Annotated in this window: 1 protein-coding gene, 6 tRNA genes and 6 rRNA genes; all 13 read left to right on the plus strand. The window is 45.6% G+C overall.

The window, feature by feature from the left end; all coding sequences use genetic code 11:
- Window positions 1-115 precede the first annotated feature (115 nt).
- The 13 genes from FP435_RS08330 to FP435_RS08390 all read left to right on the plus strand — a co-directional run bounded on the left by FP435_RS08330 (window position 116) and on the right by FP435_RS08390 (window position 13,429).
- The gene (locus tag FP435_RS08330) at window positions 116-2,236 is read left to right on the plus strand and encodes an ATP-dependent Clp protease ATP-binding subunit (protein ID WP_265483815.1); all 2,121 of its coding nucleotides are present in this window, start codon (window positions 116-118) and stop codon (window positions 2,234-2,236) included.
- Between the two features lie 573 nt (window positions 2,237-2,809).
- Window positions 2,810-4,380: ribosomal RNA gene (locus FP435_RS08335) — 16S ribosomal RNA — on the plus strand.
- 140 nt (window positions 4,381-4,520) lie between these two features.
- Window positions 4,521-4,595 (plus strand) — tRNA-Ile (locus tag FP435_RS08340).
- Window positions 4,596-4,631: 36 nt separating this feature from the next.
- A tRNA-Ala gene (locus FP435_RS08345) sits at window positions 4,632-4,704 on the plus strand.
- A gap of 129 nt (window positions 4,705-4,833) precedes the next feature.
- Window positions 4,834-7,740, plus strand: a 23S ribosomal RNA gene (locus tag FP435_RS08350).
- A gap of 59 nt (window positions 7,741-7,799) precedes the next feature.
- Window positions 7,800-7,916 (plus strand): 5S ribosomal RNA (gene rrf / locus FP435_RS08355).
- A gap of 12 nt (window positions 7,917-7,928) precedes the next feature.
- Window positions 7,929-8,001 (plus strand) — tRNA-Asn (locus FP435_RS08360).
- Window positions 8,002-8,238: 237 nt separating this feature from the next.
- A 16S ribosomal RNA gene (locus tag FP435_RS08365) occupies window positions 8,239-9,809 on the plus strand.
- A 140-nt stretch (window positions 9,810-9,949) separates the two neighbouring features.
- Window positions 9,950-10,024: transfer RNA gene (locus tag FP435_RS08370), tRNA-Ile, on the plus strand.
- A gap of 36 nt (window positions 10,025-10,060) precedes the next feature.
- A tRNA-Ala gene (locus FP435_RS08375) sits at window positions 10,061-10,133 on the plus strand.
- Window positions 10,134-10,262: 129 nt separating this feature from the next.
- A 23S ribosomal RNA gene (locus tag FP435_RS08380) occupies window positions 10,263-13,169 on the plus strand.
- Window positions 13,170-13,228: 59 nt separating this feature from the next.
- Window positions 13,229-13,345: ribosomal RNA gene (gene rrf / locus FP435_RS08385) — 5S ribosomal RNA — on the plus strand.
- Together the 16S, 23S and 5S rRNA genes with 6 tRNA genes alongside form the textbook arrangement of a ribosomal RNA operon.
- Window positions 13,346-13,357: 12 nt before the next feature.
- Window positions 13,358-13,429 (plus strand) — tRNA-Asn (locus FP435_RS08390).

Consider the following 13,429-nt stretch of genomic DNA (forward strand, 5'->3'; position numbering starts at 1 on the left):
ATATTATTTGGCATTAAAGAAATAAGCGCATATAATTAGATTATGAAAGATTAGCACTTAGGTATAAGTAGGTGCTAAGTTCTTTATTATTTATTTAATGAGGAGTGGACATACTATGGCATACTTTGATAATGGTAGTTACAACTTTGACGACATTTTTAATGACTTCTTCAACGATGGGAATGGCAGAAGAATGTCAGGTGGTCAACCAATGGGCTTTAGCTCAGGCCAAATGCCTCAACAAGGTGCAACTCAACAAGCACAACAAGGGAAAAAAGAAAAAGAAATTGGAATTGATTTAACTGAACAAGCTAAAAAAGGAAAGTATGATCCAGTTATCGGACGTACAGCAGTTATTGATCAAGTTATTGAAATTTTAAGTAGACGTAAAAAGAATAACCCAGTTTTAACTGGTCCTGCTGGTGTTGGTAAAACTTCTGTTGTTGAAGGATTAGCTCAACGCATTGTAGATGGAGATGTGCCTGAAAAATTAAAGAAAGCACATATTATTGAATTAAACATTAATGAGTTAGTTGCTGGAACTTCATTACGTGGATCTTTTGAAGAAAAATTGAAGAAAATTATTGATAAAGCTAAAGGCGATAAGAATGTTATTCTTTTCATCGATGAATTACACAATATAGTAGGTGCTGGATCAACAGATTCAGAAAATAATTCAGGTGACGCTGCAAACATCTTAAAGCCCGCTTTAGCAAGTGGCGAAATTCGCGTTATTGGTGCTACAACTACTAGCGAATATCAACAAATTGAAAAAGATCCAGCTTTAGCTCGTAGATTCCAACCAGTTCAAGTTCCTGAACCAACTATTGAAGATGCTATTAAGATTTTGGAAGGATTAGCTCCAAAATATGAAAAGTACCACAATGTTAAATATGATCCAGATGCATTGAAACTTGCTGCAGAACTTTCAGATCGTTATATCAATGATCGTCACTTACCAGATAAAGCTATTGACTTAATGGATGAAGCTGGTGCTAAGAAGTCCTTAAACATGGATCAAAAAGACGAAACTTCAATTAAGAATAAGATTAAGGCTTTAGAAGCTAAAAAAGATGAAGCTGCTAAGGATGAAAAATATGATGAAGCAGCTAAAATCAAGAAAGATATTGAAGGATTAAAGAAAGATCTTAAGACTGCAGGTAAGGCTAGTGAAGCTAAAGTTACTGCAGATGATTTATACAAGCTAATTCAAACTAAGACTGGTATTCCAATGAGCGAAATCAATGCTGACGAAGCTGAAAAGAATGCTAACTTAGCTGCTGACTTGAAGAAGGTTGTTATTGACCAAGATAAGGCAATTGATATTATTACTGATGCTATTGCTCGTAAACAAGTCTTCAAGGATTCTAACCGTCCAACAGGTTCATTCCTTTTGACAGGACCAACTGGTGTTGGTAAGACTGAATTAGCTAAACAATTAGCTATCAAGCTATTTGGTAAAGCTGATGCCTTAGTACGTTTAGATATGTCTGAATACCAAGATCAAATGGCTGTTAATAAGTTAATTGGTTCTGCACCTGGTTATGTTGGCTATGGTGAAGGTGGACAATTAACTGAAAAGATTCGTCACCAACCATATTCATTAATTTTGCTTGATGAAATTGAAAAGGCAAATCCACAAGTATTTAATGCATTACTCCAAATTATGGATGATGGTCGCTTAACGGATGCACAAGGAAGAACAATTTCATTTAAAGATACAATTATTATCATGACTTCAAATGCTGGTTTCTCAGATAACTTGCTTAAAGGTAATGATCAAGATGCTTTACGTAAGGCTCTTGAAGTTTACTTCAGACCTGAATTTTTGAACCGTCTTGATGCAATTGTTCCATTTAACTCATTAACCAGTGAGGATATGCTTAAGATCTTAGATCTTTACTTAAAGAAGATGAAAGCTTCTCTTGGGAAACGAGATATTGAGCTTCATGTAACTGAACCAGCTAAGAAGTACTTGGCAGAAAAAGGTTATGACAAAGAATTTGGTGCTCGTCCATTAAGAAGAGTGGTAGAACAAGATCTTGAAACTCCAGCTGCTAAATTAATCGTCTCTAAGCCAGATACGAAGAAGGTTGAATTTACTCTTGACGATAAGCACCTTTACTTAAACGGTAAAGTGCTAGAAGATGTGCTTTTTGACCGTAAAACAAGAGATCAAGAAAAGAAAGACATCAAAGAAGCAGAAGAAAAAACTGATAAAAAGTCAGATAAGTAATTTTTAAATCAAATAATTTTATAAACCCTGAAATTTGAAAAGATTTCAGGGTTTTACTATGACTAAATTAATTCTAAAAAGAGAAAGCCATTAATAAATAGATGGGAACAAAACTCAAAGACTAAGATAGAATACAGAAAGTGAGAAGCTACAGATTAAATTTGGAGGTTGAGTAAATAGAAATATTGCTTTTAGTTAAGATGGAGGTTGCTTTTAGAAAAGAAAGTGGAGAAATATCAAAAACATTATAAAAAAGTGTTGACAAAAAAATAAAAGCTGGTAGAATTATAATTCCCGAATGAAAAGAGCAAAGAATTTTAACAAATGCTTTAGGATGAAATATTATTTTAAAAAATTACAAAAAACACTTGCAATTTATTTTAAAATGCGCTATAATTATTAAGCTAACTTGATAAAAGATTAAGTTAGTGGTAGTACCTTGAAAACTGAACAAAAATTCGTAAGTGTGCGGGGGAAATAAACCCCAAACAAAGCGAAGTCAATTCGCAAGCAATAAATTTGAGATAACAAATCAAAAAAACGTTAAGAGCTAAGAAAAGCTCATTTCAAAAAGGAAATGAGAGTTTGATCCTGGCTCAGGACGAACGCTGGCGGCGTGCCTAATACATGCAAGTCGAGCGAGCTTGCCTAGATGATTGAAATGCTTGCATTTCATGAAACTAGATACAAGCTAGCGGCGAACGGGTGAGTAACACGTGGGTAACCTGCCCAAGAGACTGGGATAACACCTGGAAACAGATGCTAATACCGGATAACAACACTAGACGCATGTCTAGAGTTTGAAAGATGGATTTCTATCACTCTTGGATGGACCTGCGGTGCATTAGCTAGTTGGTAAGGTAACGGCTTACCAAGGCAATGATGCATAGCCGAGTTGAGAGACTGATCGGCCACATTGGGACTGAGACACGGCCCAAACTCCTACGGGAGGCAGCAGTAGGGAATCTTCCACAATGGACGAAAGTCTGATGGAGCAACGCCGCGTGAGTGAAGAAGGGTTTCGGCTCGTAAAGCTCTGTTGTTGGTGAAGAAAGATAGAGGTAGTAACTGGCCTTTATTCGACGGTAATCAACTAGAAAGTCACGGCTAACTACGTGCCAGCAGCCGCGGTAATACGTAGGTGGCAAGCGTTGTCCGGATTTATTGGGCGTAAAGCGAGTGCAGGCGGTTTAATAAGTCTGATGTGAAAGCCTTCGGCTCAACCGAAGAACTGCATCAGAAACTGTTAAACTTGAGTGCAGAAGAGGAGAGTGGAACTCCATGTGTAGCGGTGGAATGCGTAGATATATGGAAGAACACCAGTGGCGAAGGCGGCTCTCTGGTCTGCAACTGACGCTGAGGCTCGAAAGCATGGGTAGCGAACAGGATTAGATACCCTGGTAGTCCATGCCGTAAACGATGAGTGCTAAGTGTTGGGAGGTTTCCGCCTCTCAGTGCTGCAGCTAACGCATTAAGCACTCCGCCTGGGGAGTACGACCGCAAGGTTGAAACTCAAAGGAATTGACGGGGGCCCGCACAAGCGGTGGAGCATGTGGTTTAATTCGAAGCAACGCGAAGAACCTTACCAGGTCTTGACATCCAATGACAACCTAAGAGATTAGGCTTTCCCTTCGGGGACATTGAGACAGGTGGTGCATGGCTGTCGTCAGCTCGTGTCGTGAGATGTTGGGTTAAGTCCCGCAACGAGCGCAACCCTTGTCATTAGTTGCCATCATTAAGTTGGGCACTCTAATGAGACTGCCGGTGACAAACCGGAGGAAGGTGGGGATGACGTCAAGTCATCATGCCCCTTATGACCTGGGCTACACACGTGCTACAATGGACGGTACAACGAGAAGCGAACCTGTGAAGGCAAGCGGATCTCTGAAAGCCGTTCTCAGTTCGGATTGTAGGCTGCAACTCGCCTACATGAAGCTGGAATCGCTAGTAATCGCGGATCAGCACGCCGCGGTGAATACGTTCCCGGGCCTTGTACACACCGCCCGTCACACCATGAGAGTCTGTAACACCCAAAGCCGGTGAGATAACCTTTAAGGAGTCAGCCGTCTAAGGTAGGACAGATGATTAGGGTGAAGTCGTAACAAGGTAGCCGTAGGAGAACCTGCGGCTGGATCACCTCCTTTCTAAGGAAGGGCAACTGATGGAGAGTGTGAAGACACTAAAAGAAGTCAGAAAGCCAAACAAGAAAAAGGCACACAGAAGAATTTTTGTTTAGTTTTGAGGGTAATACCTCAACCATACTTGAATAAATGCCAAGCAAATCGGGCCTATAGCTCAGCTGGTTTAGAGCGCACGCCTGATAAGCGTGAGGTCGATGGTTCAAGTCCATTTAGGCCCATTCAAAGTAGAAAAACTTTGAGAAAGAATGGCGAATGGGGGCTTAGCTCAGATGGGAGAGCGCCTGCTTTGCACGCAGGAGGTCATCGGTTCGATCCCGTTAGCCTCCATTGAGGGGAAAGCCCTCAAGAGTTAGTACATTGAAAACTGAATATAATCAAAGCAAAAAACCGAGACAATCGAAAGAGAAACAGATTGAAGAGCGACCGAGAAGAAGAGAGAAACTCAAACTTGAAATAGGTCAAGTAGAAAAGGGCGCATGGTGAATGCCTTGGCACTAGAAGCCGATGAAGGACGTGACGAACCACGAAAGGCTTCGGGGAGCAGTAAGTAAGCGATGATCCGGAGATATCCGAATGGGGGAACCCAATACCGAGAGGTATTATCGTATGATGAATAAATAGTTATACGAAGGAAGACGCAGTGAACTGAAACATCTAAGTAGCTGCAGGAAGAGAAAGAAAAATCGATTTCCTAAGTAGCGGCGAGCGAACAGGAAAGAGCCCAAACCAACTGGCTTGCCAGTTGGGGTTGAAGGACTGCGATGTAGTACTTGAAGTGATAGCAGAATTATCTGGAAAGATAAGCCAGAGAGGGTGATAGCCCCGTAAGCGAAATTGCGACAAGACTTAGCAGGATCCTGAGTAGGTCGGGACACGAGGAATCCCGATTGAATCCGCGAGGACCATCTCGTAAGGCTAAATACTAACTAGTGACCGATAGTGAACCAGTACCGTGAGGGAAAGGTGAAAAGAACCCCGGGAGGGGAGTGAAATAGAACCTGAAACCGTGTGCCTACAAGTAGTCAGAGCACATTAAAGTGTAATGGCGTGCCTTTTGTAGAATGAACCGGCGAGTTACGTTATGTTGCAAGGTTAAGTCAGAAAAGACGGAGCCGTAGCGAAAGCGAGTCTGAATAGGGCGAAAGAGTAATGTGACGTAGACCCGAAACCAAGTGACCTACCCATGACCAGGTTGAAGGTGTGGTAAAACACACTGGAGGACCGAACCCACGTGAGTTAAAAATCGCGGGGATGAGTTGTGGGTAGCGGTGAAATTCCAAACGAACTTGGAGATAGCTGGTTCTCTCCGAAATAGCTTTAGGGCTAGCCTCGTGTGAATGATAATGGAGGTAGAGCGCTGTTTGGACTAGGGGCCCGTCATGGGTTACTGAATCCAGATAAACTTCGAATGCCAGATATCAATGCACGGGAGTCAGACTGCGAGTGATAAGATCCGTAGTCGAAAGGGAAACAGCCCAGATCACCAGTTAAGGTCCCCAAATCTATGCTAAGTGGAAAAGGATGTGGAGTTGCGTAGACAACTAGGATGTTGGCTTAGAAGCAGCCATCATTTAAAGAGTGCGTAATAGCTCACTAGTCGAGTGACGCTGCGCCGAAAATTTACCGGGGCTAAGCATAGTACCGAAACTGTGGATGCATATATTATATGTGTGGTAGGAGAGCGTTCTAAGTGCGGTGAAGTTAGATCGAGAGGACTAATGGAGCGCTTAGAAGTGAGAATGCCGGTATGAGTAGCGAAAGATAGGTGAGAATCCTATCCGCCGTAAGACTAAGGTTTCCTGGGGCAGGCTCGTCCGCCCAGGGTAAGTCGGGACCTAAGGTAAGGCCGAGAGGCGTAGCCGATGGACAACAGGTAGAAATTCCTGTACTGAAACTGCTTGTTATGAGCAATGGAGGGACGCAGGAGGCTAATGACGCATGGTGTTGGATATCCATGTGCAAGCGTTAAGAGTTAAGATGAGTCAAATGCTTGTCTTTAAAAGCTTGAGACGTGATGCGTAGTGAAGTTAAGTAGCGAAGGTCATGATGTCACACTGCCAAGAAAAGCTTCTAGCCAGAGTAGTTTTACCCGTACCGCAAACCGACACAGGTAGTCGAGGAGAGTATCCTCAGGTGAGCGAGAGAACTCTCGTTAAGGAACTCGGCAAAATGACCCCGTAACTTCGGAAGAAGGGGTGCTGATTGTAAAAGATCAGCCGCAGTGAAGAGGCCCAAACAACTGTTTATCAAAAACACAGGTATCTGCAAAATCGTAAGATGACGTATAGGTGCTGACACCTGCCCGGTGCTGGAAGGTTAAGAGGAAAGCTTAGCGCAAGCGAAGGTTTGAATTGAAGCCCCAGTAAACGGCGGCCGTAACTATAACGGTCCTAAGGTAGCGAAATTCCTTGTCGGGTAAGTTCCGACCTGCACGAAAGGTGTAATGATTTGGGCACTGTCTCAACGAGAGACTCGGTGAAATTATAATACCCGTGAAGATGCGGGTTACCCGCGACAGGACGGAAAGACCCCATGGAGCTTTACTGTAGCTTGATATTGAGTATTTGTTAAACATGTACAGGATAGGTAGGAGCCAGAGAAGATAGGACGCTAGTTTTATCGGAGGCAATGTTGGGATACTACCCTTGTTTGATGGATCCTCTAACTCAGATCGCTAAGCGCGGTCGAGGACAGTGTCAGGTGGGCAGTTTGACTGGGGCGGTCGCCTCCTAAAGTGTAACGGAGGCGCCCAAAGGTTCCCTCAGAATGGTTGGAAATCATTCGCAGAGTGTAAAGGTATAAGGGAGCTTGACTGCGAGAGCTACAACTCGAGCAGGGACGAAAGTCGGGCTTAGTGATCTGGTGGTACTGTATGGAAAGGCCATCACTCAACGGATAAAAGCTACCCTGGGGATAACAGGCTTATCTCCCCCAAGAGTTCACATCGACGGGGAGGTTTGGCACCTCGATGTCGGCTCGTCGCATCCTGGGGCTGAAGTCGGTCCCAAGGGTTGGGCTGTTCGCCCATTAAAGCGGCACGCGAGCTGGGTTCAGAACGTCGTGAGACAGTTCGGTCCCTATCCGTCGTGGGCGTAGGAAATTTGAGAGGAGCTGTCCTTAGTACGAGAGGACCGGGATGGACATACCGCTGGTGTACCAGTTGTCGAGCCTTCGGCATCGCTGGGTAGCTATGTATGGACGGGATAAGCGCTGAAAGCATCTAAGTGCGAAGCCCCCCTCAAGATGAGATTTCCGATGCGAAAGCAGTAAGACACCTTAAAGACGATGAGGTAGATAGGCTAGGAGTGTAAGCTCAGTGATGAGTGAAGCGGACTAGTACTAATCAGTCGAGCACTTGACCAAAGCTCTAGGTTTTAGGCTTTAGATTATATTCAGTTTTGAGTGTAATAACTCAGAAAGAGTACGGTGGCAATGGCAAGAAGGAAACACCTGTTCCCATGCCGAACACAGAAGTTAAGCTTCTTAACGCCGAAAGTAGTTGGTGGGAAACTGCCTGCGAGGATAGGTAGTTGCCGTGCTCTTTTACTTATTCCGGCTTAGCTCAGTTGGTAGAGCACCTGACTGTTAATCAGGCTGTCGTCAGTTCGAGTCTGACAGCCGGAGCTAATAGCGAAATAAAAAATTACAAAAAACACTTGCAATTTATTTTAAAATGCGCTATAATTATTAAGCTAACTTGATAAAAGATTAAGTTAGTGGTAGTACCTTGAAAACTGAACAAAAATTCGTAAGTGTGCGGGGGAAATAAACCCCAAACAAAGCGAAGTCAATTCGCAAGCAATAAATTTGAGATAACAAATCAAAAAAACGTTAAGAGCTAAGAAAAGCTCATTTCAAAAAGGAAATGAGAGTTTGATCCTGGCTCAGGACGAACGCTGGCGGCGTGCCTAATACATGCAAGTCGAGCGAGCTTGCCTAGATGATTGAAATGCTTGCATTTCATGAAACTAGATACAAGCTAGCGGCGAACGGGTGAGTAACACGTGGGTAACCTGCCCAAGAGACTGGGATAACACCTGGAAACAGATGCTAATACCGGATAACAACACTAGACGCATGTCTAGAGTTTGAAAGATGGATTTCTATCACTCTTGGATGGACCTGCGGTGCATTAGCTAGTTGGTAAGGTAACGGCTTACCAAGGCAATGATGCATAGCCGAGTTGAGAGACTGATCGGCCACATTGGGACTGAGACACGGCCCAAACTCCTACGGGAGGCAGCAGTAGGGAATCTTCCACAATGGACGAAAGTCTGATGGAGCAACGCCGCGTGAGTGAAGAAGGGTTTCGGCTCGTAAAGCTCTGTTGTTGGTGAAGAAAGATAGAGGTAGTAACTGGCCTTTATTCGACGGTAATCAACTAGAAAGTCACGGCTAACTACGTGCCAGCAGCCGCGGTAATACGTAGGTGGCAAGCGTTGTCCGGATTTATTGGGCGTAAAGCGAGTGCAGGCGGTTTAATAAGTCTGATGTGAAAGCCTTCGGCTCAACCGAAGAACTGCATCAGAAACTGTTAAACTTGAGTGCAGAAGAGGAGAGTGGAACTCCATGTGTAGCGGTGGAATGCGTAGATATATGGAAGAACACCAGTGGCGAAGGCGGCTCTCTGGTCTGCAACTGACGCTGAGGCTCGAAAGCATGGGTAGCGAACAGGATTAGATACCCTGGTAGTCCATGCCGTAAACGATGAGTGCTAAGTGTTGGGAGGTTTCCGCCTCTCAGTGCTGCAGCTAACGCATTAAGCACTCCGCCTGGGGAGTACGACCGCAAGGTTGAAACTCAAAGGAATTGACGGGGGCCCGCACAAGCGGTGGAGCATGTGGTTTAATTCGAAGCAACGCGAAGAACCTTACCAGGTCTTGACATCCAATGACAACCTAAGAGATTAGGCTTTCCCTTCGGGGACATTGAGACAGGTGGTGCATGGCTGTCGTCAGCTCGTGTCGTGAGATGTTGGGTTAAGTCCCGCAACGAGCGCAACCCTTGTCATTAGTTGCCATCATTAAGTTGGGCACTCTAATGAGACTGCCGGTGACAAACCGGAGGAAGGTGGGGATGACGTCAAGTCATCATGCCCCTTATGACCTGGGCTACACACGTGCTACAATGGACGGTACAACGAGAAGCGAACCTGTGAAGGCAAGCGGATCTCTGAAAGCCGTTCTCAGTTCGGATTGTAGGCTGCAACTCGCCTACATGAAGCTGGAATCGCTAGTAATCGCGGATCAGCACGCCGCGGTGAATACGTTCCCGGGCCTTGTACACACCGCCCGTCACACCATGAGAGTCTGTAACACCCAAAGCCGGTGAGATAACCTTTAAGGAGTCAGCCGTCTAAGGTAGGACAGATGATTAGGGTGAAGTCGTAACAAGGTAGCCGTAGGAGAACCTGCGGCTGGATCACCTCCTTTCTAAGGAAGGGCAACTGATGGAGAGTGTGAAGACACTAAAAGAAGTCAGAAAGCCAAACAAGAAAAAGGCACACAGAAGAATTTTTGTTTAGTTTTGAGGGTAATACCTCAACCATACTTGAATAAATGCCAAGCAAATCGGGCCTATAGCTCAGCTGGTTTAGAGCGCACGCCTGATAAGCGTGAGGTCGATGGTTCAAGTCCATTTAGGCCCATTCAAAGTAGAAAAACTTTGAGAAAGAATGGCGAATGGGGGCTTAGCTCAGATGGGAGAGCGCCTGCTTTGCACGCAGGAGGTCATCGGTTCGATCCCGTTAGCCTCCATTGAGGGGAAAGCCCTCAAGAGTTAGTACATTGAAAACTGAATATAATCAAAGCAAAAAACCGAGACAATCGAAAGAGAAACAGATTGAAGAGCGACCGAGAAGAAGAGAGAAACTCAAACTTGAAATAGGTCAAGTAGAAAAGGGCGCATGGTGAATGCCTTGGCACTAGAAGCCGATGAAGGACGTGACGAACCACGAAAGGCTTCGGGGAGCAGTAAGTAAGCGATGATCCGGAGATATCCGAATGGGGGAACCCAATACCGAGAGGTATTATCGTATGATGAATAAATAGTTATACGAAGGAAGACGCAGTGAACTGAAACATCTAAGTAGCTGCAGGAAGAGAAAGAAAAATCGATTTCCTAAGTAGCGGCGAGCGAACAGGAAAGAGCCCAAACCAACTGGCTTGCCAGTTGGGGTTGAAGGACTGCGATGTAGTACTTGAAGTGATAGCAGAATTATCTGGAAAGATAAGCCAGAGAGGGTGATAGCCCCGTAAGCGAAATTGCGACAAGACTTAGCAGGATCCTGAGTAGGTCGGGACACGAGGAATCCCGATTGAATCCGCGAGGACCATCTCGTAAGGCTAAATACTAACTAGTGACCGATAGTGAACCAGTACCGTGAGGGAAAGGTGAAAAGAACCCCGGGAGGGGAGTGAAATAGAACCTGAAACCGTGTGCCTACAAGTAGTCAGAGCACATTAAAGTGTAATGGCGTGCCTTTTGTAGAATGAACCGGCGAGTTACGTTATGTTGCAAGGTTAAGTCAGAAAAGACGGAGCCGTAGCGAAAGCGAGTCTGAATAGGGCGAAAGAGTAATGTGACGTAGACCCGAAACCAAGTGACCTACCCATGACCAGGTTGAAGGTGTGGTAAAACACACTGGAGGACCGAACCCACGTGAGTTAAAAATCGCGGGGATGAGTTGTGGGTAGCGGTGAAATTCCAAACGAACTTGGAGATAGCTGGTTCTCTCCGAAATAGCTTTAGGGCTAGCCTCGTGTGAATGATAATGGAGGTAGAGCGCTGTTTGGACTAGGGGCCCGTCATGGGTTACTGAATCCAGATAAACTTCGAATGCCAGATATCAATGCACGGGAGTCAGACTGCGAGTGATAAGATCCGTAGTCGAAAGGGAAACAGCCCAGATCACCAGTTAAGGTCCCCAAATCTATGCTAAGTGGAAAAGGATGTGGAGTTGCGTAGACAACTAGGATGTTGGCTTAGAAGCAGCCATCATTTAAAGAGTGCGTAATAGCTCACTAGTCGAGTGACGCTGCGCCGAAAATTTACCGGGGCTAAGCATAGTACCGAAACTGTGGATGCATATATTATATGTGTGGTAGGAGAGCGTTCTAAGTGCGGTGAAGTTAGATCGAGAGGACTAATGGAGCGCTTAGAAGTGAGAATGCCGGTATGAGTAGCGAAAGATAGGTGAGAATCCTATCCGCCGTAAGACTAAGGTTTCCTGGGGCAGGCTCGTCCGCCCAGGGTAAGTCGGGACCTAAGGTAAGGCCGAGAGGCGTAGCCGATGGACAACAGGTAGAAATTCCTGTACTGAAACTGCTTGTTATGAGCAATGGAGGGACGCAGGAGGCTAATGACGCATGGTGTTGGATATCCATGTGCAAGCGTTAAGAGTTAAGATGAGTCAAATGCTTGTCTTTAAAAGCTTGAGACGTGATGCGTAGTGAAGTTAAGTAGCGAAGGTCATGATGTCACACTGCCAAGAAAAGCTTCTAGCCAGAGTAGTTTTACCCGTACCGCAAACCGACACAGGTAGTCGAGGAGAGTATCCTCAGGTGAGCGAGAGAACTCTCGTTAAGGAACTCGGCAAAATGACCCCGTAACTTCGGAAGAAGGGGTGCTGATTGTAAAAGATCAGCCGCAGTGAAGAGGCCCAAACAACTGTTTATCAAAAACACAGGTATCTGCAAAATCGTAAGATGACGTATAGGTGCTGACACCTGCCCGGTGCTGGAAGGTTAAGAGGAAAGCTTAGCGCAAGCGAAGGTTTGAATTGAAGCCCCAGTAAACGGCGGCCGTAACTATAACGGTCCTAAGGTAGCGAAATTCCTTGTCGGGTAAGTTCCGACCTGCACGAAAGGTGTAATGATTTGGGCACTGTCTCAACGAGAGACTCGGTGAAATTATAATACCCGTGAAGATGCGGGTTACCCGCGACAGGACGGAAAGACCCCATGGAGCTTTACTGTAGCTTGATATTGAGTATTTGTTAAACATGTACAGGATAGGTAGGAGCCAGAGAAGATAGGACGCTAGTTTTATCGGAGGCAATGTTGGGATACTACCCTTGTTTGATGGATCCTCTAACTCAGATCGCTAAGCGCGGTCGAGGACAGTGTCAGGTGGGCAGTTTGACTGGGGCGGTCGCCTCCTAAAGTGTAACGGAGGCGCCCAAAGGTTCCCTCAGAATGGTTGGAAATCATTCGCAGAGTGTAAAGGTATAAGGGAGCTTGACTGCGAGAGCTACAACTCGAGCAGGGACGAAAGTCGGGCTTAGTGATCTGGTGGTACTGTATGGAAAGGCCATCACTCAACGGATAAAAGCTACCCTGGGGATAACAGGCTTATCTCCCCCAAGAGTTCACATCGACGGGGAGGTTTGGCACCTCGATGTCGGCTCGTCGCATCCTGGGGCTGAAGTCGGTCCCAAGGGTTGGGCTGTTCGCCCATTAAAGCGGCACGCGAGCTGGGTTCAGAACGTCGTGAGACAGTTCGGTCCCTATCCGTCGTGGGCGTAGGAAATTTGAGAGGAGCTGTCCTTAGTACGAGAGGACCGGGATGGACATACCGCTGGTGTACCAGTTGTCGAGCCTTCGGCATCGCTGGGTAGCTATGTATGGACGGGATAAGCGCTGAAAGCATCTAAGTGCGAAGCCCCCCTCAAGATGAGATTTCCGATGCGAAAGCAGTAAGACACCTTAAAGACGATGAGGTAGATAGGCTAGGAGTGTAAGCTCAGTGATGAGTGAAGCGGACTAGTACTAATCAGTCGAGCACTTGACCAAAGCTCTAGGTTTTAGGCTTTAGATTATATTCAGTTTTGAGTGTAATAACTCAGAAAGAGTACGGTGGCAATGGCAAGAAGGAAACACCTGTTCCCATGCCGAACACAGAAGTTAAGCTTCTTAACGCCGAAAGTAGTTGGTGGGAAACTGCCTGCGAGGATAGGTAGTTGCCGTGCTCTTTTACTTATTCCGGCTTAGCTCAGTTGGTAGAGCACCTGACTGTTAATCAGGCTGTCGTCAGTTCGAGTCTGACAGCCGGA

Source organism: Lactobacillus sp. PV037 (assembly GCF_014522345.1).
Lineage (GTDB): Bacteria > Bacillota > Bacilli > Lactobacillales > Lactobacillaceae > Lactobacillus.

Excerpts from the sequence above, each read along its gene's own strand:
- FP435_RS08330 (WP_265483815.1), top strand. The coding sequence starts at position 116 with ATGGCATACTTTGATAATGGTAGTTACAACTTTGACGACATTTTTAAT.